This is a genomic window from Nonomuraea cavernae (assembly GCF_040655715.1).
Classification (GTDB): domain Bacteria; phylum Actinomycetota; class Actinomycetes; order Streptosporangiales; family Streptosporangiaceae; genus Nonomuraea; species Nonomuraea cavernae_A.
In genome coordinates, this window is sequence record NZ_JBFAKL010000013.1 from 172,955 (window position 1) to 195,794 (window position 22,840).

General features: G+C 72.7%; 4 protein-coding genes. 1 reads left to right on the forward strand and 3 read right to left on the reverse strand.

Features of this window, described 5'->3' with window-relative positions:
* The first annotated feature begins 10 nt into the window (after positions 1-10).
* Positions 11-1,207: an RNA-guided endonuclease InsQ/TnpB family protein gene (locus AB0I38_RS20935; RefSeq protein ID WP_358470261.1), complete on the forward strand. Its 1,197-nt coding sequence runs from the start codon at positions 11-13 to the stop codon at positions 1,205-1,207.
* On the opposite strand, the gene AB0I38_RS20940 is transcribed toward AB0I38_RS20935, so the two are convergent.
* From AB0I38_RS20940 to AB0I38_RS20950, 3 genes are read right to left on the reverse strand one after another with little or no spacing between them, the layout of a single operon-like run.
* Entirely contained in the window at positions 1,180-1,479 is a 300-nt protein-coding gene (locus AB0I38_RS20940; RefSeq protein ID WP_358470264.1) for a phosphopantetheine-binding protein, read from the reverse strand. The two genes, AB0I38_RS20935 and AB0I38_RS20940, sit on opposite strands and share 28 nt — an antisense overlap.
* The gene (locus AB0I38_RS20945) at positions 1,466-2,410 is read right to left on the reverse strand and encodes an LnmK family bifunctional acyltransferase/decarboxylase (RefSeq protein WP_358470267.1); all 945 of its coding nucleotides are present in this window, start codon (positions 2,408-2,410) and stop codon (positions 1,466-1,468) included. Before AB0I38_RS20945 ends, AB0I38_RS20940 begins: the two co-directional genes overlap by 14 nt.
* Positions 2,397-22,838: an SDR family NAD(P)-dependent oxidoreductase gene (locus AB0I38_RS20950; protein ID WP_358470270.1), complete on the reverse strand. Its 20,442-nt coding sequence runs from the start codon at positions 22,836-22,838 to the stop codon at positions 2,397-2,399. Before AB0I38_RS20950 ends, AB0I38_RS20945 begins: the two co-directional genes overlap by 14 nt.
* Between the last annotated feature and the right edge of the window lie 2 nt (positions 22,839-22,840).

A 22,840-nucleotide genomic window follows, 5' to 3' on the forward strand; every position in this document is an offset into this window, starting at 1 on the left:
GTTGCTCGGCATGTCCCGCTACCGGCTCCAGCCGACACCTGCCCAGGAGGCGGCGCTGGCCGGGCATTGCGGGCACGCCCGATACGTGTGGAACCTCGCGGTCGAGCAGCACGCGCACTGGAGGCCGGGCCGCAAGAGCGCGCCCGGATTCGCCGAGCAGTGCAGGCAGCTCACGCAGGCGCGTGCGGAGAACGAGTGGCTGCGCGGCGGGTCGATCGTGGTGCAGCAGCAGGCGCTCAAGGACTTCGCCCAAGCCATGGCGAACTTCTTCGGCAAAACCCACCGCCGCCCGACGTGGCGCAAACGCGGCCAGGGTGAAGGGTTCCGCATCGTCGCGGTCAAGGCCGGAGATGTTCGCCGCCTGTCCCGCAAGGTGGGTGAGGTGAAGGTCCCGAAGGTGGGCTGGGTCCGCTTCCGCTGGTCCCGCACCGTCCCGGAAGGTGTGAAGTCGTTCCGGGTGACCCGCGACCGGGCGGGACGCTGGCATGTGGCGTTCGCCGCCGTCCCGGAGCCGATCCCCGCTCCGGGGGCGGGCGAGGTCGTCGGCGTGGACCGAGGTGTCGCGGTGTCGGCGGCGCTCTCCACGGGCCAGATGTTGAACGCACCCATCCTGCGCGACACCGAGATGACCCGCATGCAGCGGCTCTTGCGGAAGTTGGCGCGTGCTGAGCACGGGTCGAACCGGCGCGCCAAGGTCAAGCAGGCGATCGCGAAGCTGAAGGCGCGCGAGGTCGATCGGCGCAAAGACTGGGTCGAAAAGACCTCCACCGATCTGGCCCGCCGTTTCGACATGATCGCGGTCGAGGACCTGAAGATCGGCAACATGACGCGGTCGGCGAAGGGCGCTCTCGAAGCGCCGGGCCGGAGCGTCCAGCAGAAAGCCGGCCTCAACCGGGGCATCCTCGCCGCCGGGTGGGGCCGGCTTGTAGAACGGCTGGAGCGCAAGGCTCCCGGCCGTGTCCAGAAGATCAACCCGCGTTGGACGTCGCAGACCTGCAACGCCTGCGGGCACCGCGCGGCCGAGTCGAGAGAGAGCCAATCTCGATTCCGCTGCGTCGCCTGCGGACACCAGGCGCACGCCGACGTCAACGCGGCCAAGAACATCCGCGATACGGCCGCAGGGCATGCGGTCGCTGCACGGGGAGGCCCGCCGTTGGGTGAGCCGATGAACCGTGAACCTCAACGCGCTCTCCTCCTCGCGGGGTAGGTGCTGTTGGAATCCCCCGCCTTCAGGCGGGTGGAGGATGTCAAACGCTCCCACAGGTAGTCGACCAGGGCGTCGATGCTGGGCACGCCGCCGAAGGAGGACAGCGGCTCGGAGACGCCGAGCCGGTCGAGCACGGCCAGGATGATCTCGACCCGGTCCACGGAGTCCGCGCCCAGGTCCTTCAGGTGCGCCCGGCCGTCGATCTCGACGCCGGGCAGGATCTCGTCGATCGCCTTGTGCACGACGCCTTCGACGTGTTCACGCGTCGCCATCGGTGTCTCCCCTCCTGAGCAGGTGCAGGGTACTGACCGCGATCGTGCGGCCCCGGTCCTCCATGACGAGGTTGACGATCTCCTCGTTCTCCTTCTCGTTCGCGTTCGCGTTCTCGTTCGTGGCCGCCGGCCAGCACTCCAGGCGGAGGCGCAACACCGAGTCGGCGTTCGCGTTGCCCAGGTAGCAGAGCCGCTGGTCGAGCACGACGCGGCCGAGGAAGTCCGCGACGCTGAAGCCCCGGTGCCGCCAGAAGCGCAGCAGCGCCCAGTCGATGATCGAGAAGTAGGAGGCGAAGTAGAGCAGGCCCACGCCGTTGAGGTCCCTGGACGGCTCCACCGGGTAGTCGGCGGTGAACGTGACCGGATCGTCCGGCTTGCGGTCCAGGAAGGTGCCGGTGCTCCTCGCGTGGCTGTAGACCCTCCTCGGCGAGTACGCGCCGGGCAGCGTCGGCAGATGTTCGTGCCTGAAGTCCACCGGGGACGACTTGACCAGGCCCTCGTTGCTGCCCTGGACGCTCCTCGCGATCCAGCGGTTGAAGGTCTCCACGTAGATGCAGCGGGGGTCGTCGAAGGCGTAGAAGCGGTCCGGGTCGAGCGGCCCGGCCTGGCCGCCGTCGCGGCCGATCCGGTGCAGGGCCAGCACCGACTCGCTGCCGAAGCCGAACAGCCTGGAGGTGACCTCCAGCTCGTCGCCGAACGTCAGCGCGTTGACGTGCAGGTCCCGGCTGCCCCGGACGTGGAAGTAGTAGAACGACAGGTACGTCGGATCGCCGACAGTGTTCCGCGCGTCGAAGGCGTTCGTGCCGCACAGCGCGCTGACCGTGTCCCAGGTCCAGTCGCCGACCTGGCCCACGAACAGCGAGTTGGGCCCGCACATGCCGGGTTTCACCAGCGCGGTCCTGGTCACGGTGCTTTCGTCAATTCTGTTCATCGTGGAACTCGCAGATGAGCCGGTTGACGTGGTCGGGACTGGTGAGCTGCGGGAAGTGTCCCGCGTCGGGGATCTCCTCGTAGCGGGCGTCGGGGATCATGCCGTGCAGCAGGTGCGCGGTCTTGGCCGGGATCACGGTGTCGTGCCGGCCCTGGATGATCAGGGTGCGCGCCCGGACCTTCTCCAGCCGGTCGCCGAGATCGGGCCGCTCGGCGAACACGTCCAGGTACCGCAGGCCGACCTGCGGGGCCATGCTCTCCGCGCGCAGCAACAGCCGCATCAGCCCGGCCCGCCGCTCGCGCAGCCGCTTCGACCCGCTGCCCTCGATGACCCGGTCGAAGTCCTGGGTGGCCACCACCTCCAGCTTGTCGATGTCGCCCACGCGGTTGCCGATGCGGTAGGAGCTGCCGATCAGGATCAGCGACTCGGTGTCGTCCGGGTAGGCCAGCGCGTACGTCAGGGCGATCAGGCCGCCGAACGAAGCCCCGGCCACGTGCGCGGGACCGCCCGCGACGTCGTGGCAGAGCCGGGCCAGGCCGTCGAACGACAGGTCGGAGGCGGCCGTGGTGTTGCCGACGCCCGGATGGTGCACGCTCGTCACCCGGTAGCGGTGCGCCAGGCCCTCGAACTGCCGGGCGTAGACGCCGGCGCCGATGTTGAACGGGTGCATGAGCAGGAGCGGCGGTCCCGAACCGGCGCTGAACACCTCCACGTCCCCGCCGGGGGTGTCCACGATCTCGTGCGCGACGTCGGGCTGGTGCTCGCGCAGGATCGCCAGATTGGGGTTGTCCGCGCTCTTTCTCCGTTGTCCGGCGGGTTTCCGCTCGGCGGGTTTCCGTTCGGTGGGTTTCCGTTCGGTGGGCTTCTTGGAAGGAGCGTCGCCGCCGAGGACCGCGGCCAGGCGGGCGGCGGCGTCCTTGGCCTCCTCAACGCTCAGGCCGACCGGCACCGCCAGCCGCACCAGGCCCTTGCGGCCGAAGTGCGGAGCGCTCCTGATGCCCGTCTCGCGGAAGATCCGGACGTGGTCGGCGTCCTTGAGCAGCACGCAGTGGCCGCCGGCCGGGCCCTCCAGCGGCACGCCCGACTCCGCCATGCCCTGCCAGAGCGCCGCCACCGCGTCCATCCGGGCGCGCACCTGCTCGACCACCGTCTCGCGGTCCTCCAGCGCGGCCGCGATGATCCTGCGGTTGGCCAGGCCGACGTCCCTGCCCCACGTCTCCAGCCGCTCGGCGACCCGCCGCCGCAGCGCCTCGTCGCGGGTGGCGAGCAGCCCGCCGAACGGCACCCCGAAGTCCTTGGACAGGCTGATCGTCGCGCTGTCGGCCAGGTCAAGGATCTCGCGGACGACCTCCCACACGTCCCGGCCGTCCGCGATCGCCACCGCGTTCTCCACCACGCGGGCGCCGTCGATCACCAGCGGGACGCCGTGCCCGGCCGCGGCCTCCTTGACCTCGCGCAGGTTCGCCAGGGAGGCCGGCCGGCCGCCGGCCGCGTTGTTGCTCACCTCCACGCAGACGAACGACACCGGCTCGTCCCCGGCCAGCTCCGACCGGAGCGCCTCGACGTCCAGTTCCGCGCCACCTGGGATCTCGACCGGTTTGAACCCGTTGTCGGCCAGGCTCAGGAACCACGTCGGGAACAGGCCGTTGTGCAGCACTCGTCCCCGCCGCCCCGGCCACGACCGGCACAGCAGCGCCTCCGCCGACCGGCCGGATCCCGTCGGAACCACGAAGGGGAACGGCAGGCCCTCGATCTCCGGCGCGTCCGGGCGGGCGGCCGACCGGTCCGTCAGCCGCCGCAGTCGCTCGGCGATCCAGGGGGCGTCCAGCTCGGCCCAGGAGTCGGTGATCAGGTCGGTGGTGATGTGGTGGGCGGGGATCCTGGCCGGCTCGTCGCCGTACCCGGCGAGCAGCCTGTCCCTGGCGACCGTCTCGTCGCCGTTCGCCGCGACCGGCTTGTCCCTGACGGCCGTCTCGTGGCTGCGCGCGGCGACCAGCCTGTCCCCGGCGACCAGCCTGTCCCCGGCGGCCGGCTTCTCGCCGGTGTCCCCGGAGGGCTTCTCTTCCGCGGCGGGTCTGACGTTCGGATCCGCGATCATGAGGATGATCTCGGATACCGGAGTGCGGTCCGGCCCTTCCGGCTGGCACAGGTAGAGGGGGACGTTGACCGGCCGGAACTTGTTCTTGAACTGGAAGTTCCCCTCGCCGAAGATCCCCATCGAGCGCAGCTCATCCAGCGCCTCCCTGATGTCCGGGGCAGCGTTGGCCGACTCCTCGGTCTCCACGCCGAAGCTCGCGCCGAAGCTGAACATCGTGCATCCCTCGTCCTTGAGCTGCTCGATGACGCGCACGATCGCGAACTCCAGCCCGCCGAGTGGCATGCCCTTCGGGTAGAACTCGACGTCCAGCAGGTAGCCGTGCTCCGACGGGATCTTCGTGATCACGACCGCGTTGGCCACCTCGTCGTCCAGATAAGTGACGAAGACGCGGTGCCTGCGGTCCAGGCGCCCCTCCTCGATCTCCCGCCGGACGACCGGCACGTACGGGTTGACCATCTGCTTGCGGCCGGCCCACTCGTCCACCAGCTCGGCCAGCCTGCGGTCCATCGCGGGGTCGTCGCCCGAGCGGTACTCGACCGTGCGGCACTCGCCCGCCTTGCGGAAGCGCCGCACCATGTAACGCAGGCGCTCCATCCGCCCGCCCTTGAGGGTGAAGGAGCCCAGATCCTCAAGCCGCTGCACGGCCCCGAACGGCGTCGCGCTGTACTGCTGCCCGGCCACCTCGCGCACCGGGACGAGGGAGAGGAAGTTGGGCCGCAGGCCGTTCGCCTTCGCGTATCCGGCGTACTCCTCGACCAGCTCGTGGAAGTACTCCTCCGAGCCCGCGTAGTTCCAGGCCAGCAGGTTGCCGCCGCTCTCGGAGAAGTGCAGGTATCCCTTCCTGGCCGAGCCGATGAAGGCCAGCGGCGCGATGTCGCGGCCGGCCAATCCGCCCTCCTTGGCGTGGCGGCGGTCGATGCCCTCCACCAGCTCGCGCAGCTCCGGATGCCGGTGCAGGTCCCGCTTCAGCAGCACGACCGGATCGCCGTCGCGCGCGTCCACCTCGTGCACCGCGAGCCCGTCCGGCTCCCGCGGGCTCCGGACGGCGTCGGCGCCGCACTCGTCGCGCAGGTGCGCGGCCAGCTCCGCGAGCGTGGGGTGGTCGAACAGGAGGGTCTTGTGCAACGCGCCGACCTGCTTCTCCAGGGCGCTCACCACGCGCAGCATCTCGAAGGAGGTGAGCCCGTTGTCGGCGAAGTCACGGTCGCGGTCGAGGGGGCGCTCGATGATCGAGCCGATCAACTCCGCGAGCTGCTCGTCCAGGCCGGTCGGCGCCTTCTCCCGCGCCGGCTCCGGCTTGGGCTCCGGGGCGGGGTCGGGGTCCGGCTTCAGGTCCGGCTTGGACTTCAGCTCCGGCTCCGGCTCCGGCTCCGGCTCGGGCTCGGGCTCGGGCTCGGGCTCCGGCTCGGGCCGGGGGGCGTCGGCGATCGCCGCCTCCACGGCACCGGCGAGCCGGTCCACGGTGTCGTACTCGTACAACTCCGCTGCCTGCAGGTCGAGGGAGAAGGCGGTGTTGATCGCCTTGACCAGCTCCATCCTGAAGATGGAGTCGAGCCCCAGCTCCCCGAAGGGGGTGTCCACGTCCACGCCGGCCGGGTCGGTGTCCAGGATCGCGGAGAGCCGTTCGCGCAGCATCTCCTCCACCCCGGCGGGCCCGCCGGCGCTCCCGGCGGGCGCGACCGGCGTCTCGTCCAGTTGCACGGCCTCCGCCCGCTCGGCCGGGCCGGCTCTGCCCGGCTGAGGGCGGCCCGCCCGCTCGGCCGGACCGCCCGCGTTCGGCGGCTGGCCGCCCTTGGCGGCGCGCAGGCGCACCTTTCCGTCGCTCGTCCGCTGGACGGCCCCGTCGGCCCGCGGGACGGGCCGCGTCGGCGCGGGAGCCGTGAACCAGTGCTCGGTACGGGCGAAGGGCGGGCCGGGGAGCGAGACCCGCACCGGGCGCGGGTCCCGCCACAGCCGCGGCCAGTCCACCTCGCTGCCGGAGACCCATGCCTCCGCGACGTCCTCCAGCCCGGTCCCCCACGGCGCGGGGGCGTCCTTGCGGGCGGTGCCCCGGTGCACCTCGTCCAGTTCGCCGCTCAGCGCCCGGACCGCCTGCTCGCGATCGTGGACGACCACGGCGAGCCGCTCGGTCAGGGGGCGGCGTCCGATCTGCAGCGTGTAGGCGATGCGGTCGAGGCCGATCTCCGGATGATCCCGGATGTAGCGGGCGACGCTCGCCGCGTACTCCTCCAGGGCCTCCTGGCCGGCCGCCGACAGGACCAGCAGCCGCGGCTCCCCTGCGGTGTCCGCCGGGATCTCCTGCCGGTACGCCTCCAGCACCACATGCGCGTTCGTGCCGCCGAAGCCGAACGAGCTGAGCCCGGCCACCCGGTCCGCCGCGTCCCACGGCGTGAGCCGCGTGTTGACGGTGAACGGAGTCCCCTCCAGCCGCACGTACGGGTTGGGGCGCTCGTAGTTGATCGTCGGTGGCAGCGCCCCGTTGCGCATGCAGAGCAACACCTTGAGCAGCCCGGCGATGCCGGCCGCCGCCTCCAGGTGGCCGATGTTGGTCTTCACGGAGGCGAGGGCGATGTGCGGGGCGTCCGGCGCGGGCAGCCCCCGGTCGGCGTACAGCCGGGCGAACGCCTTCTTCATGCCCTCGATCTCGATCGGGTCGCCGAGCCTGGTGCCGGTGCCGTGCGCCTCGATGTAGCTCACCCGCGCGGGATCGACGTCCGCCTTGCGGTAGGCGTCGATCAGCACGCGCGCCTGCGCCTCGGGGTTGGGCGCGGTAAGAGAGCTGGCCCGGCCCCCGTGGTTGACCGCGCTGCCCCTGACCACGGCGAGGATCTGGTCGCCGTCCTCCAACGCTGCCTTCATCGGCTTGAGCAGCACGGCTCCGCAGCCCTCGCCTCGGCCGTAGCCGTCGGCGCGCTCGTCGAACGTCTTGCAGACGCCGTCCTCGCTGATCATGCCGGACTTGGCGAACGCGATGAAGAGCCCCGGGCTCAGCGTCAGGTTGACGCCACCGGCGATGGCCGCGTCGCATTCGCCGTTCTCGATGGCGCGCACCGCGTGGTGCAGGGCGACGAGGGAGCTGGAGCAGGCGGTGTCCACCGCCTCGCTCGGCCCGCGCAGGTCCAGCAGGTGCGAGACGCGGTTCGCCAGGATGCAGTCGGCCACGCCGCTGGCCGTGTGCGCCTCGACCGGCACCCCGTGCTCGCGCAGCAGGTCGTCGTAGTCGCACGCGGACACGCCGGCGAACAGGCCCGTCCTGGTCCCTGCCAGGTCGGAGGGCCGGTAGCCGGCGTCCTCGACGGCCCGCCAGACGGTCTGCAGGAACAGCCGCTGCTGCGGGTCCATCATCGCCGCCTCCTTGGGCGAGATGCCGAACAGCGCGGCGTCGAAGGAGCGCACGTCGTCGAGGAACCCGGCGCGGACGTTCGCCGTCTCGGGGTTCTCGCGCAGCTCGCGCCGGGACTCGGGGACCGAGCGGGTGAGGTCCCGTCCTTCGGCCAGGTGCCGCCAGAAGTCGTCCAGGTCGGAGGAGCCGGGCAGGCTGCCCGCCATGCCGACGATCGCGACGCCGCCGGGCGCCGGCGGGGAGGTCCCGGCGCCGGGCCGTGGGGGCGAGTTCACGGTCTCCGGCGCCGGGCCTGGCTCGGCGTTCTCCCGCTGCCCGGCAGGCTCTTCGGCGGGCTTTGCGGCCGGCTCTTCGGCAGGTCGGGGCGGCGTGTGGGCGGCGGCCACCTCGGCCGGGTGCTCCGAGAGCAGGTGGTCGCAGAAGGCGGCCAGGTTGGACGCCTCAAAGAGCACGGTCGGCAGCAGGTCCAGCCGGTACCGCTCGTTGACCTGGTCCACCAGCTCGGCCAGGGAGATCGAGTCGAACCCCATGTCCATCAGCTCGGCGTCGAGGTCCACGTGCTCCTCGCCCACCAGCAGGAATCCGGCCGCCGCCCGGCGCAGCTCCGCCCGGACCGCCTCGATCAGATCGTCGCCGGGCCTGGTCGTCTCCGGCGCGGACATGGGCTCGCTCATCTCCATAACCTCGGGTTCGGGGGTCGCGGGCGGCTGGGACTGTTCGGGGGCGGACTCGGCGGGGCCCTCGACCACGGCGAAGCTCGTCTCGGGTCCGGCGAGCCCTCTGGTGAAGGCGGTGAGCCCGGCGGGGGTGCTCATCGGGACGCTGCCCCAGCGGCGTTCGAACAGCCGGCGGGTGGCGTCGTCCACCGTCATGCCACCCTCCTCCCACAGCGGCCAGCCGATGGCGAGCGTCCTGCCGTGCCCGAGCCGCTCGCGCCGGTCGGCGAAGTGGTTGAGGAAGGCGTTGGCGTAGGCGTAGTCGATCTGCCCGATGTTGCCGGTCTCGGCGGCCACGGACGAGAACAGCGCCAGGAAGTCCAGCGGCTGCCCGCGCAGGGCCTCGTCGAGCAGGGTGGTGCCGAGGATCTTGGGACTCAGGACGGCCCGCGTGTCCTCGGGACGTTTGCGCACGGCTCGGGCGTCCCGGTGGATTCCGGCGGCGTGGATGACGCCGTGGAAGGGGCCGTGCTGGTCGAGCAGGTCGCGCAGGTCGCCGGCCGAGCACACGTCGGCGCGCACGTGGACGGCGGGCAGCTCGGCGATCCGCCGCGCGAGGTCGTCGCCGGGCTCGGACCGTCCGGTCAGGACCAGCTTCGCCGCCCCCCGCTCGGCGAGGAAGCGGGCGAAGGCCAGCCCGATGGCGCCGGCGCCGCCGGTGATCAGGTAGGTGCCGTCCCGCCGGACGTCCAGTTCCGGCGAGGGCGGCTCGTACGGCTCCATGCCCTTCAGCAGGCGGGTGCCGTCGCGGTAGGCGACCTCGGAGACCCGCTGCTCCGGACCGGCGCCGGCGCCGGGCGCCCGCAACTCGGCCGCGACCCGCGCCGGGTCGGCTCCGGTGACGCACACGCCGCTGAACTTGGTGTGCTCCAGGGCCAGCGTTCTCAGCGCGGCGGCCAGGGCGGTGTGGTGCGGCTCGCCGGTCGAGGCGGACACCACCACCCGCAGCGGGCCCCCTTCACGCAGAGCAGCCGTGGCCGTCCACAGCAGGGCTTCGAAGGCGGCGCTGCCGGGGTACGGGTCCGACGGGGCGATCACGAGTGCATCTGGCGTCTCGTCCAGGTCGCCGAGCAGGAGGGCGGCGTGCTCAGGCTCGGCGGGATCGATGGTGTACGAGCCCGCGTCCGAGGAGAACGCGGCTCCGAACCGGACCCGGACGCCGCCGAGCGCCTCGGCGAGCCGGTCGTCCTCGGTGACCACCAGGAGCATGCTCGGCTCCCGGGTCTCTCCGAGAAGCGGGGCAGGCGTCCAGACCGGCCGCAGGTAGGTGCATCGCGCGTCGGCGGCCTCCCCTCCCACGGGCTCGCTCTCGCGGGCCGGTGCGAAGGCCGGGAGCGCCTCCGCGAACTCCGGCTGATGGGCAGGTTCTTCCGGCTGCGCGGACCCAGACGGCCGCGCCGGTTCCGGCTGCTGGGCGGAATCGGACGGCAGCCAGTAGCGGCGCCGGTCGAAGGGGTAGGGCGGCAGCGTGACGCGGCGCGGGTGCGGTGCGGGCCACCTCGCTCCCCAGTTCACGCGGGCGCCCGCCACCCACCTCGCCGCGAGCCACTCGGCGTCGTCCTCCGCCGGGACCTCGTCCACCCCGGCCACTGATGGGATCTCGTCCGGCCCGGCTTTCGCCGTCCCGACGACGACTCCCTCGGCCTCGCCGACCTCCGCGAAGGACCGCAGCCGGTCGGCGAGCTCGTCCAGGCCGGCGGCCCGTACGGCGAGCCGTTCGGGCAGCTCCGCCCGGCCCACCTGGGTGGTGTAGGCCAGCTCGGCCGGCCCGGCCGTCCCGCTCGCGGCGACGTCGGCGACCCGGCCCGCCATGGCGCGGAGCTGGTCGCGGGTGCGCGCCGAGAGCAACACCACGTGCTCCCCCGCGTCCGCGGGCTGCGGCGGCGTCCCGGCGGACGGCACGTACTCCTCCAGGACCACGTGCACGTTGGCCCCGCCGGCCCCGAAAGAGCTCACCCCCGCCCGGCGCGGGAACGTCTCGTCGTCCAGGACGGGCCGGTGCCAGTCGGTCAGCCGGTCCGGCGGACGGAAGGGCGACGCGGCGAAGTCGATCTTCGTGTTGGGAGTCTCCAGGTTCGCGCAGGGAGCCACCTGCCCGTGCTGGAACTGCAGCAGCACCTTCGTCAGCCCGGCGATGCCCGCCGCCCCCTCCAGATGCCCGATGTTGGCCTTGACGGAGCCGACCATGCGGTCCACGCCGTCCACGCCGTCTCCCTCATCGGAGCCGAACGCCCTGGTCAGGCTGGCGATCTCGATGGGGTCGCCGAGCGCGGTGCCCGTTCCGTGCGCCTCGACGTAGGAGACGGTCCGCGGGTCCACCCCGGCCCGCCGCACCGCCTCGGAGACCAGGTCGGCCTGGGCGCCCGGGTTGGGCACGGTGTAGCCGGCGGTCTTCCCGCCGGCGTTGGCGAAGGCGCCCTTGATGACGCCGTAGATCCGGTCGCCGTCCGCCTCAGCGTCGGCCAGCGGCTTCAGCAGCACCGCGCCGACGCCCTCACCCGGCACGAAGCCGTCCGCCGCCTCGTCGAACACCTTGCAGGCGTCGTCGGCGGCGAGCATGTTCAGCGAGCAGAGCGAGACGAAGTGAGCGGGGTGCAGGATGAGGTTCACGCCGCCCGCGATGGCGTGCGCGCACTCGCCGCGCCGCAGGCTCTCGCAGGCGAGCTGGATCGCGGTCAGCGAGGACGAGCAGGCCGAGTCGACGGCGAAGCTCGGCCCGCGCAGGTCGAAGAAGTACGACACCCGGTTGGCGATCGACCAGTACGCCGAGTGCGCCCCGGCGAATCTGCCGCGCGGCCAGCCTTCGGCCGCCGCCATCCGGCCGTAGGAGCCGTACATGGTGCCGACGAAGACGCCGGTGCGCGGCTGCCTGGTGTGTTCGCCCAGGTAGCCGGCGTCTTCGAGTAGGGTCCAGGCGGTCTCCAGGAACAGGCGCTCCTGCGGGTCGGTGATCTCGGCGTCGCGCGGGAGGATGCCGAAGAACGGCGCGTCGAACTCCTCCACGCCCTCGATGAAGCCGCCCCACCGGCTGTAGGTGCGCTGCTTGCGGCCTCGTTTGGGGTCGTACAGGGCGTCCAGATCGAAGCGGTCCGCCTCGGTGATGCAGTTCGTCCCCTTCGCGAGGTTGCGCCAGAAGGCGTCCACATCAGGTGAGGCCGGGTAGCGGCCGGTCACCGCGACCACGGCGATGTCGAGGGCCTGCGAAGCGGGCTCCCGCCGCCGCGTGATCCGCGCTGGCTCCTCCCACGCGGGCTCCTGTCCCAGGGTCGCGCGCAGGCGCTCGCCGTGCTCGGCCTCCAGATGCGCGGCCAGCTCCTCGATGGTGAGGTTCTCGAACAAGAGGGTGGACGGCAGCGGGCCGAGGTCCTGCTCGAACCGGTGAATGACGTTCTGGCTCACCAGCGAGTCGATGCCGAAGGTCTCGAACGTGGCGCGCTCGTCCAGGTCGGTCGTGCCGTACTTGAGCACCTCCGCGAACACCCGCTTGACGTAGTCGCGCGCGCCGGTGCCAGTGCCGGTGGAGGCCATCGCCTCGCCCACCAGGACGCACTGGTCGAGCTCCTCGACGGGCGTGCCGGGGATGCCCAGAGTGCGGGCGGGGGTGAGACCGGCGTCCCTGAACGCCCGCTGCCACCCGACCGCGCTGAGCAGCGGGCTGTGCGGCAGCCGCGGCTCCTCGTCCGTGAAGCGCCACCATCCCGGCGTCAGCCCGAAGGTGAGGGTCAGGAAATCGGCCGCCCGGGTCACCTCGTTGACCAGCAGCCGCCCGCCGGGGCGCAGCAGCGCCGCGGCGTTGCGCAGCGTCCGGCCGACGTCGGCGGTGGCGTGCAGCACGTTCGTGGCCAGCACGACGTCGTACGCCCCGGTCTCGAAGCCCTGCTCGGACGGGTCTCGTTCGACGTCGAAGAGGGCGTAGACGAGGTCCGGGCGGCGCTCGCCGAACTCCCGCTCGCCGTGGCGCAGGAACCCGGCCGAGATATCGGTGTAGGTGTACTCGATCTCCCGGCCTTCGAGGGCGTCCAGCACGAAGCCGGTGCTGGCGCCCGTACCGGCCCCGATCTCCAGGACGCGTCCGGCCCCGCTGCGGGCGACCTCCTCGCCGAGCAGCCGGTTGAAGTGGTCCGAGACCGCCTGCCCCTTGTAGACCTGTTCGACCAGGCTCATCGAGCCGCCGGGGAACAGCACCTCCATGGGGTCGCGCTCACCCGACAGCACGCCGGGCAGCGCGTCGACGCAGGCGGTCAGCAGCTTGACGTGCGGTTCCAGGTCGGGGAAGCGGGCCAGCACCTCTTCCGGCGACGGCTCCCGCGCCGGCCTGTCCAGCAGGTGGAGGACGGCGTCGTGCAGCCGCCCGCGGTCCTCCCGGACCTCCCGCACGGCGCGGATCCGGTCCGCCGAGCGGCGCAGCAGGCCGTGGGCCAGCTCGTCGAGCTCGGCGAAGGCCGCCCGAGCCCGCTCCAGCGTGGCGCGCTCACCGTAACCACGCTCGCCATCGTGACCGTGCTCGCCGTCACGACCGCGCTCGCCGTCACGACCGCGCTCGCCGTCACGACCGCGCTCGTCGGTGCTGGCGGCGCGTACGCCGATGCGGGCCAGCCCCTCCGGCTCCGCCTTGACGACGAGCGCCTGCCGCACGCCCGCCTTCAGGATGGCCGCCAGCGCCGCCATGCCCTCCTCGGGCTCGATCGAGGCGATGCCCAGCTCGGCGAACCTGTCGTCGTAGCCGCCCCCCGAGACCGCGCCGACGCTGCCCCAATAGCCCCAGTTGATCACGCTTACCGGCCGGTCGCGCAAGCTCAGCGCGTAGGCGTCCTCGAACGTGCTGGCTGCCGCGTAGTTCGCCTGCCCGCCCACCTCGACGAACGAGGCCGCCGAGGAGAAGTAGGCCAGGAAGTCGAGCGGCTCGTCCCCGAGCACCTCCGCGAAGACGACCGCTCCGGCGACCTTGGGCGCCAGCACCTCGGCGAACGCGTCGTCGTCCATGTGGGTGAGCGTCATGTCGCGCAGCACCAGGGCCGCGTGGAAGGCGCCGTGGATCTCGCCGAACCGCTCCCGCGCCGCCTCGACGGCCCTGCCGAACGCGGCCCGGTCGGCGACGTCGGCCGGCAGGTACACGGCCTGGCCCCCGAGCGACTCGATCTCGGCGAGCTGCTCGTGGATCTCCGGCGTGACCTCGCGGCGTCCGACGAGCGCGAGCCGCGCGCCGTGCGTGGCGGCCAGATGCCTGCTCAGCGTGCGGCCGAGCCCGCCCGTCCCGCCCACGATCAGGTACGTCCCTCCGTCCCGATACGGGCTGCCGTCCCGGTACGGGCTGCCGTCCCGGAACGGGCTGTCCTGGGCGTCCACGGTCAGCGGTTCCAACGTGCGGACGTACCGGCGCCCGTCGCGCAACGCGACCAGGTCATCGGCGCAGCCCTCGGCGCGCACCAGGCGGGCGAGGTCCAGGGGACGCGGCGGTGTGGTGCCCACGTCGATGGTTCCGACGGTCCAGTGCGGGTGCTCGGCGGCCACCGCTCTGGTCAGGCCGATCACACCCGCCGCGTGCGGGACGGTCTCCTCGTCCCCTACTGGCACGGCTCCCGCCAGAACCACCTTCACTGTGGGCGCCCATCCCCCGCGCCCTTGCTTGGAAAGTCGTTTGACCAGGCGGAACACGTCGCGTGTGGTCGGGTCGTCCGCCGGCGCCGAGGTGTGCCGGCCGGTCCCGGCGAGGACGTACACGGTGTCGTACCGCTCCTCCGGGAGGCCGGGACCGTCCAGCGGCGCCAGGCGGCCGTCCTCGTGCGCGGCCAGCAGGGCGCGAGCGAGCGGCTCGCCGGCGGGGGTGTGCAGCACGAGCGCCCGCCCGCCACCCGCGGCCGGTCCGGCGTTCTCCTCCTCGCGCCAGACCGGCGCGAAGATCATGCCTTCGGCTGTGGCGCGGGGCGGCCTGGTCCGCAGGACGACTCCCTGGAACTCGGCCCGGACCTGCCCGCCGGCGTCCGCGAGCCGGACCGTGTACCTGTCCCGGCCCTCGTCGGTCACGTGGGCGTAGGCGGGGCCGGTGACCGGCCCGTCGAGCTCGGCCGACTCCACGCTGAACGGCATCGCGGGCTCGGCGCCCTCCGGACGCAGCGCCACGATGCTCTGCAGGGCGCCGTCCAGGAGCGCCTCCCAGCGCGCGCCGTCCCGCAGGACGCCGAGGGCCTCGCCGGTGCCGACGCGGATGTCGCGCAGCACCCGGAACGCGGGGCCGTAGTGCAGCCCGGCGCGGTCGAAGGCGCGGTAGAGGTCCTCGGCGGGGCGGCGGCCCGCGCAGCGCGCCTCGATCCCGGCGATGTCCAGCCGCCGCCGCTCGCCGCTCCCGCTCCGCAGGGTGCCGCCGGCATGCCCGCCCAGCTCGAAGCCACCGTCGTCGTGTACGACGACGTCCAGGGGACGGGCCTCGCGCACCTCGAACGGACGCAGCCAGCGGACCCGCTCGAACCGCACCGGCGCGGGCAGCCCGCCACGGTCGGCGGCGATCGTCAGGAAGGCCACACCGGGCAGCACAGGGGTGCCGTCGATCCGGTGATCGGCCACCAGCCAGTCATCGGGACGGACCCACGCTTCACGGACGTTCTCTGCACGGGCATTCTCTTCACTGGCATTCTCTGCACGGGCATTCTCTGCACGGGCATGCTCTTCACGGGCATGCTCTTCACGGGCGTTCACTTCACGGACCGGCTGAGCAGGGGCAGGCTGAGCAGAGGCGGGCTGAGCAGGGGCGGGCTGAGCGGGGGCGGGCTGAGCGGGGGCGGGCCGTGCCGGGTGGCCGTCGCGACCGCCCCAGTGGCGCTGGTCGCCCGCGAACGGGTACACCGGCAGCGGCACCCGCCGCCCGCCCGCGATCAGGTCGCTCCAGTCGAGATCGTCCCCGGACGCGTACCGCTCGGCGAGGCGTCCCGCCTCGCCCCGTGCCGCGCGGGCGCCGTCGCGCAGCTGCCCGCGCAGATCCGCGAGATCCCTGGCCACGTACGCGCTCCGCGCCCCCGCCAGGTGCCGCCTGCCGACGGCGAGCGTGTGGGCGACGTCGCGCACGTCCAGCTCCGGGTCGCCGTCCAGGTGGTCGGCCAGCTCGGTGCGCAGCCGTGCCAGGGTCCGCTCGTCCGACGCCGACAGGGGCACGACGACGTCCTCGTCGTCGTGCGCGCCGGTGCGGGGTTCGCGGGAGGGTGCCTCGGAGACCACGATGTGGCAGTTCGTCCCGCTGAAGCCGAAGCTGCTCACGGCCGCCACCCGTCCCTCGGAGCCATGGGCGGTCCACTCCGACAGCTTCGTGACCACTTCGAGCGCGCCGTCCGCGAAGTCGATCTTCGGGTTTGCACGCACGAACCCCGGCGACGGCGGCAGCTGCCGGTGGCGCAACGCCAGCAGCGTCTTGAGCAGCCCGCCGATCCCGGCCGCCATCGTGGTGTGGCCCACGTTCGCCTTGAGCGACCCGATGCGGCACGGGCGCTCGCGGGCCTCATCCGTGCCGAACACCTTCGCCAGAGCCTTGACCTCGATCGGGTCACCCAGCTCCGTCCCTGTGCCGTGCGTCTCGACGTAGTCGACCGCGCCGGGCCGGACGCCGGCCCGCCGGTGCACCTCGGTGAGCAGTTCCGCCTGCGAGGAGGCGCTGGGGGCGGTGAGCCCGTTCGTCGCGCCGTCGCCGTTGACGCCGCCGGCCCGGATGACGCCGTGCACGTGGTCGCCGTCCGCCAGCGCCCGGTCCAGGCGCTTCAGCACGACCACGCCGACGCCCTCGCCCAGCACGATGCCGTCCGCCGACTCGTCGAAGGGCGCGCAGGTGCCGGTCGGCGAGAGCATCCCGGCCTTGCTGCACCAGACGTGCATCCTCGGGGTGTTCATCACGGCCACGCCGCCCGCGATCGCCGCCTCGCACTCCCCGCGCCGGATGCTCTCGCAGGCCAGGTGCACGGCCACCAGCGAGGACGAGCACGCGGTGTCCACGGCCATGGTGGGTCCGCCGAAGTCCAGCAGGTACGCGATCCGCGCGGGCAGCACCGACGAGGCGTTGCCGAGGAAGGCGTGCCCGGTGTCGTCGCGCCCGGCCGCCGCGAGCAGGCTCGCGTAGTCACCTGCCCCGCAGCCGACGAAGCACCCCCACGGCCTGCGGCCCGACCTGCCCGCGTACCCGGCGTCCTCCAGGGCGTGCCACGCCTCCTGCAGGAACAGCCGCTGCTGCGGGTCCATCGTCTCCGCCTCAAGGGGCGAGACGTTGAAGAAGCCCGCGTCGAAGGCGTCGACGTCGGCGAGCATGGCCGCCCACTTGCTATACGTCCTGCCCGGTGCCATCCGGTCGGTGTCGTACACCGCCGACACGTCGAACCGCTCGGGCGGCACTTCCCGGATGCTGCACCGCCCGGCCGCCAGGTTCTCCCAGAACGCCCGGAGGTCCGGCGCGTCCGGGAAGCGCCCGGCCATCCCGATGACCGCGATGTCCCCGGCACGCCCCGAGACTTCTTCGCTGGTCTCCACCGCCTCCAGCGTGACCTTGCCGGTCGGCGCGGGCTTCTCCTCGACCTCGGCACGGCCATCGTCGAGCGAGGGCAGCCGAACGCGACCTGTCCGCTCCGGCTCGGCGGGTTCCAGGGGCAAGGCCCGCCCCGCCTGCTCAGTCTGCCCAACCGGTTCGGCCTGCCCGACCTGCTCGGCCTGCCCGACCTGCTCGGTCTGCCCGACCTGCTCGGTCTGCTGGGTCTGCCCGGTCGCGGCGGGCTCCTCCTCCGGGGTCCGCAGCTCGGGAGCGGGCCGCGGTGAAGGGGGGTTCAGGCCGTCGCCGGTCGCGGCGTCGCGTACGGCGTCCACCAGGGCGGGAATGGTCGGGTGGTCATAGACGGCGACGGAGTCCAGGTCAAGGCCGAAGCCGCGATTCAGGTCGCGGACGATCTCCACGGCGCCGATCGAGTCCAACCCCATCTCGCTGAAGCTCAGCGAGTCGTCCACCTCGTGGGCCTCCAGGTAGAGGTGGTTCATGAGCGTGCCCTCGATGACCCCCCGCACCTGCGCCGGATCGGGGCCGGCGTCCGTGGAGACCGACTCCTCGCGGCGTTCGCTCCGCTCATGACGTACGGGCTCGGGACGTACGGGCTCGGGACGTACGGGCGCGGGGCGCTCGGTCCGGGGCTCGCCCTTGAAGGTGTCCACTTTGGCGAAGTACTCGTCGACGCGGGCCAGCGACTCCTCCCCCAGCACCCGTTCGTGCATCCCGGACTCCCCGGCGATGACGTCGGACAGCCGGTCGAGCACCCGTCCGGCCAGCTCGGACTTGAGCGCCCGCAGGGCGGGCAGCGGCAGGGCGGCGATCGAGCGGGCGTGCCTGAGCGCCGCCTTCAGCACGTCCCGCCGTGGCAGGACGGTCACGCCGGCGCCTCGCTGGGCGAGCTCTTCGCCCGTGACGGAACGGCCGGTGTAGAGCATCTCGTGCGCCGGTGAGCGGCCGAGCCGCTCTTCGAGGATGTACGTCGCGCCCATGCCCGGCGTGAAGCCGAACTTCATGAAGTTGGCGCTGTAGACGCCTTCGGCGGCCATGATGACGAGGTCGGCGAACAGCCCGAAGGCCAGCCCGCCACCCGACGCGTGCCCCTGGACGGCGGCGATGACCGGCCGGTCGCACCGCAGCAGCCCTTCGTACAGGAACGGCACGTCCGTGAAGCGTCCCTCGCCACCCGCGAGGGTGCGCAGCGCCTCCGGTGTGGCGCCCATGCTGAAGACGTTGCCGCTGCCGGTGAGCACGACCGCCTTGACGTCCTCACGTCCGGAGATCTCCGCGAACACGGCCCGTAGGTCGTCGATGAGCTCCCGGGTGAACATGGACGCCCCGGAACCCATGACCACCAGCGCCACCCCTTCGGGCAGCACCTCGAACCGCACCCCTTCACCGTCCGGCAGGACCTCCTCGACCTCGCCGGGCTGCTCGACGGGCATGGAGGCGACGGAAGGCATGGGAACCTCGTCGGCCGTGGCAGGCGTGCCGTGCTGCCGGCGGCCGAGCCGGCAGCTCTCCTCCTGGAACGGGTAGACCGGCAGCGACAGCAGCCGCCCGCCGTCGTGGCAGTCACGCCACGGCACCTTGGCTCCCTCGGCCCAGGCCGCCGCCACCTCCTCCAACCGTCCGGCCCGGAACAACCGCACGCATTCCTCTCCCGTCGGCGTCCCCTCCCCGCTGCCCGAGCCGGTGAAGGCGCCGGAGCCGAGGCTCTCACCCCGCGCGTACGCCTCCAGCCGGGTCCGCAGCTCGGCCACGTCGTTCACGACGAGCGCCAGCCGTACCGCCATGCCGGTCCGTCCGACCTGGGAGGTGTAGGCGAGGTCGGCCAGGGCGGGCCCTGGCCCGGCCAGGTCGGCCACGGTGTCGTCGAGCGAGAGCCCTGGCCCGAGCTGGATCAGCGCGGCGGGGTCGAGGCCCAGGTCGCCCAGCGAGTCGGCGGGGTCGAGCTGGTCGGCGGGGATGCCGAGCAGCGCGGCCACCCGCTCCACGGCCGCGGCGGAGTCGGCCGACGACAGGAAGCCGGTGTAGGCGCGGGCATAGTCGCGCAGCGCCTCGGGCGTGCGGGCGGAGAGCACGAAGAGACAGGGCCTGTCCGGGCTCCGCTCGGGAGCGGGTTGCGCGTGCTCCTCGACCAGGACGTGCGCGTTCGTGCCTCCCGCGCCGAACGCGCTGACCCCGGCCCGCCGGGGCGTGCCGTCCGCACGGCGGGCCCAGGGTTCGAGCACGCGCTGCACGTGGAAGGGCATGGCGTCGAAGTCGATCTTGGGGTTCAGCTCCTCCGTGTGCAGGGATGGCACCAGCTGCCCGTGCTGGAGCTGCAGCAGCACCTTGGTGAGCCCGGCGATCCCGGCGGCGCCCTCCAGGTGACCGATGTTGGACTTGACCGAGCCGATCGCGCGGTCCGCGCCCTGCGGCAGGGCCTGGCGCATGCCCTCGACCTCGATCGGGTCGCCGAGCGAGGTGCCGGTGCCGTGCGCCTCGATGTAGCCGATGCTCGCCGGGTCCCAGCCGGACCTGCGGATCGCCGCGTCGATGAGTGCGGCCTGGGACCGCGGGCTCGGGACGGTGGCGCCGCTGGTCTTGCCGGTGTGGTTGACGGCGGTGGCGGCGATGACGCCGTAGATGTGGTCGCCGTCCTCCCTGGCCCGCGACAGTGGCTTGAGCAGGACGGCCCCGACGCCCTCGCCGGGGACGTACCCGCTGCCGCCTGCGCCGAAGGCGCGGCACCGGCCGTCCTCCGACAGCCAGTGTCCCTGGGCGAGTTGCAGGTACTTCTGCGGATGCACGGTCGCGTTCACGCCGCCGGCCAGGGCGAGGGTGCATTCGCCGCGCCGCAGGCTCTCGACGGCCAGGTGCACGGCGGTCAGCGAGGAGGAGCAGGCGGTGTCCAGCGCGAGGCTCGGCCCGTGCAGGTCGAAGGTGTAGGAGACGCGGTTGGCGATGGAGGCGTGCATGGCCGTGGGGGCGACGCCGCCCTCCCCGCCCTCGACCAGCTGGTAGTGGTTCCACATGACGCCCGCGAACACGCCGACGCTCTCCTCCGACAGCGCGTCCGGCGGGTAGCCGGCGTCCTCCAGCGTGTGCCAGCAGGTCTGCAGGAACAGCCGCTCCTGCGGGTCCATGCGTCCGGCGTCGCGGCGGGAGATGCCGAAGAAGGCGGTGTCGAAGCGGTCGACGCCGTCGATGAAACCGCCCCACTTGCCGTACGTCCTGCCCTCGATGCCCTTCTGGGGGTCGAAGATCTCGTCGTGATTCCAGCGGTCGGCCGGGATCTCCTCGATGCAGTCGCGTCCTTCGGCGAGGTTGCGCCAGAAGGCGCGGAGGTCGGGCGCCTGGGGGTAGCGCCCCGCCATGCCGACGACGGCGATGGGCTCCTCACCGCGTCCCGCCGGCTCCTCGATGGAAGGCCGGGTGACCGGACGCGCGTCCGTTGACGACGGGTTCGTTGACGACGGGTTCGTTGACGACGGGTTCGTTGACGACGGGTTCGTTGACGACGGGTTCGGCAGCAGGGTGGTGATGCGTTCGGCATCGCCGTGCAGCACCGCCAGGACGTCCTCGGTGCCGCTCAGGGCGCGGTCGAGCACGTCCAGCGCGGCCTCGCTGGGCAGCGGGATCATCCCGGTGGCCGTGCGGGAGCGCTCGATCGTGTCCGGCCCGACCCGCATCCCGCCCTCGGCCCAGTACGGCCACGCGACGGCCAGGGTCCGGCCGGACCGGTCAGCCCGCTGCGCGCGCCGGCGCGCGAATTCCTCCAGGTAGGCGTTCGCGAAGGCGTAGTCGGCCTGGCCGGCGTTCGGCAGGGACGCCGAGATGGACGAGAACACCACGAAGCAGTCGAGGTCGTCGTCCTTGGTCGCGTCGTCGAGGTGGCGCACGCTCTGGGCCTTGGCCGCCACCACCGCCTCGATGTCGGCGGCCCGCTTCCCGGGGTAGAGCCCGTCGCGGTTGACACCCGCGCAGTGGATGACGCCGTCGACGCGGCCGTGGCGCTCGCGCACCGTGGCGAGGGCGCGCTCGACCTCGTACGGGCTGGTCAGGTCGGCGGCGATCTCCGCGCTCCTGCTGATCGGCACGGGAATGGCCTGGTGGCGGCGTTCCAGGTGGTCGGCCAGGACGCGGCCGATCCCGCCCGTCCCGCCGGCGATCACGTACACGCCGCCCTTCCTGAACGGGACGGCACCACCCTCGTCCCGCGGCTCGGCAGCGAGCCAGCGGCGCACCAGGCGCTCGCCCCGCACGTAGCGGATCTCGGCCTCGCCGGAGGCGTCCCTGAGCGCGTTGGCCGGGGCCGAACCGTCCAGGCGGATGCTCCGGCAGCGGATCAGCGGGGTCTCCGCGGTGATCGTCCTGGCCAGCGCGCCGACGGCCTCGTGGGCGGGGTCGTCACCGGTGTGCGCCCACGTGATGGTGACCGGCCGCTCCGGCTTCGTGGCGAGGACGGCCCGCGCCAGCTCCCAGACGGCCAGGCAGGGATCGGCGGGCTCCCCGGCCGTGCCGCGGACCAGGAAATGCCGGGAACCGTCGGGCTGGGCGCCGGGGGTGACCTCGCGGTACTCGCCGGGATCGTCCCCGTCCGGGGGCATCGGCACCCACACGTCACGGAAGCACCGCGTCTCACCCCCGCCCGGCTCCGGCTCCGGCTCCGGCTGCGAGACGTCGTAGGCCGAGGACAGATGGGCGGCGAGCGTGTCGATGTCGCCGTACTCGAAGAGCAGCGTCGGGTAGAGCCGTTGCCCGACGACCTTCTCGAGCTGCTCGCTGATGTCCACGAGCGTGACCGAGTCCAGGCCGAGGTCGTAGAAGCCGATGTCGGTGGGCACCTCGCCGGGAGCGCGGCCGAGCGGCCCTGCGACGAGGGCGCGCAGCCGGCCGACCAGGTCGCCGACGCCGTCGTGGCTCACGGCGGGCCGCTCCGGCCGCCCGGAGTCCTCGAGCAGCCGCTCGATCAGCCGCGGCGACCTGATGCGCTTGCACGACAGCCCGCCGAACCCCGCGACGAAGCGTCCCTCCTCGTCGTAGAGCCCGAAGTCGTTGGTGATCACGTCCCCGGACGGCGCGATGGTCTCCGGCCGCGGCGCGTACACGTAGAAGGCGGCGCCGAGCCGCTCGGGCGCCCGGAACTCGGCGATGTACACCGGGATGAACGGCTCTTCCCCCGACGCCTGCGTCTGCCCCAGTCCGGCCAGCGTGGCCGCGTCCAGCCGGGCGGGGTGCAGGTGGAAGCCCTCGTGGCCCGGAGCCGGCGATTCCTGCCGCAGTTCGGCGAGCAGGTAGCCGTCGCCGTGGTGCAGCCGCCCGGCGCACTTCATCGGCTCGCCGTGGCTGATGTCCTCGGCTCTGGCGCGGGCGTACAGCTCCTCCATGTCGCCCTGCCGCCGCGCGCCCCGCCGGAGCGCGTCCACGTCGATCGGACCGGGCACGGGCCCGCCGGACGTGCCCAGCTTGCCGGTGAAGTTCCGCCGCCAGCCGGACAGCGGCGTCCCGTCCCTGCTCCAGCGGCTCTCCGCCCGAACGTCCTCGCCATCGACGGTGATGCGGATCTCGCGATCAGCCTCCGGCTTGGTGACGATCGCCTCGGTGAACAGCACCTCGCGCAGGACGATCTCCCCGGGGGCGCGCCCGGTCGCGATCAGCGTCCGGAATACGAGGTCGAGGAACGTCACCCCAGGCATGACGGATATGTCGTGCACCCGGTGGTTCCTCATGATGAAGTCCGTGTGCTTCAGCGTGGTGTGGCACTCGATCGCGGGCATGG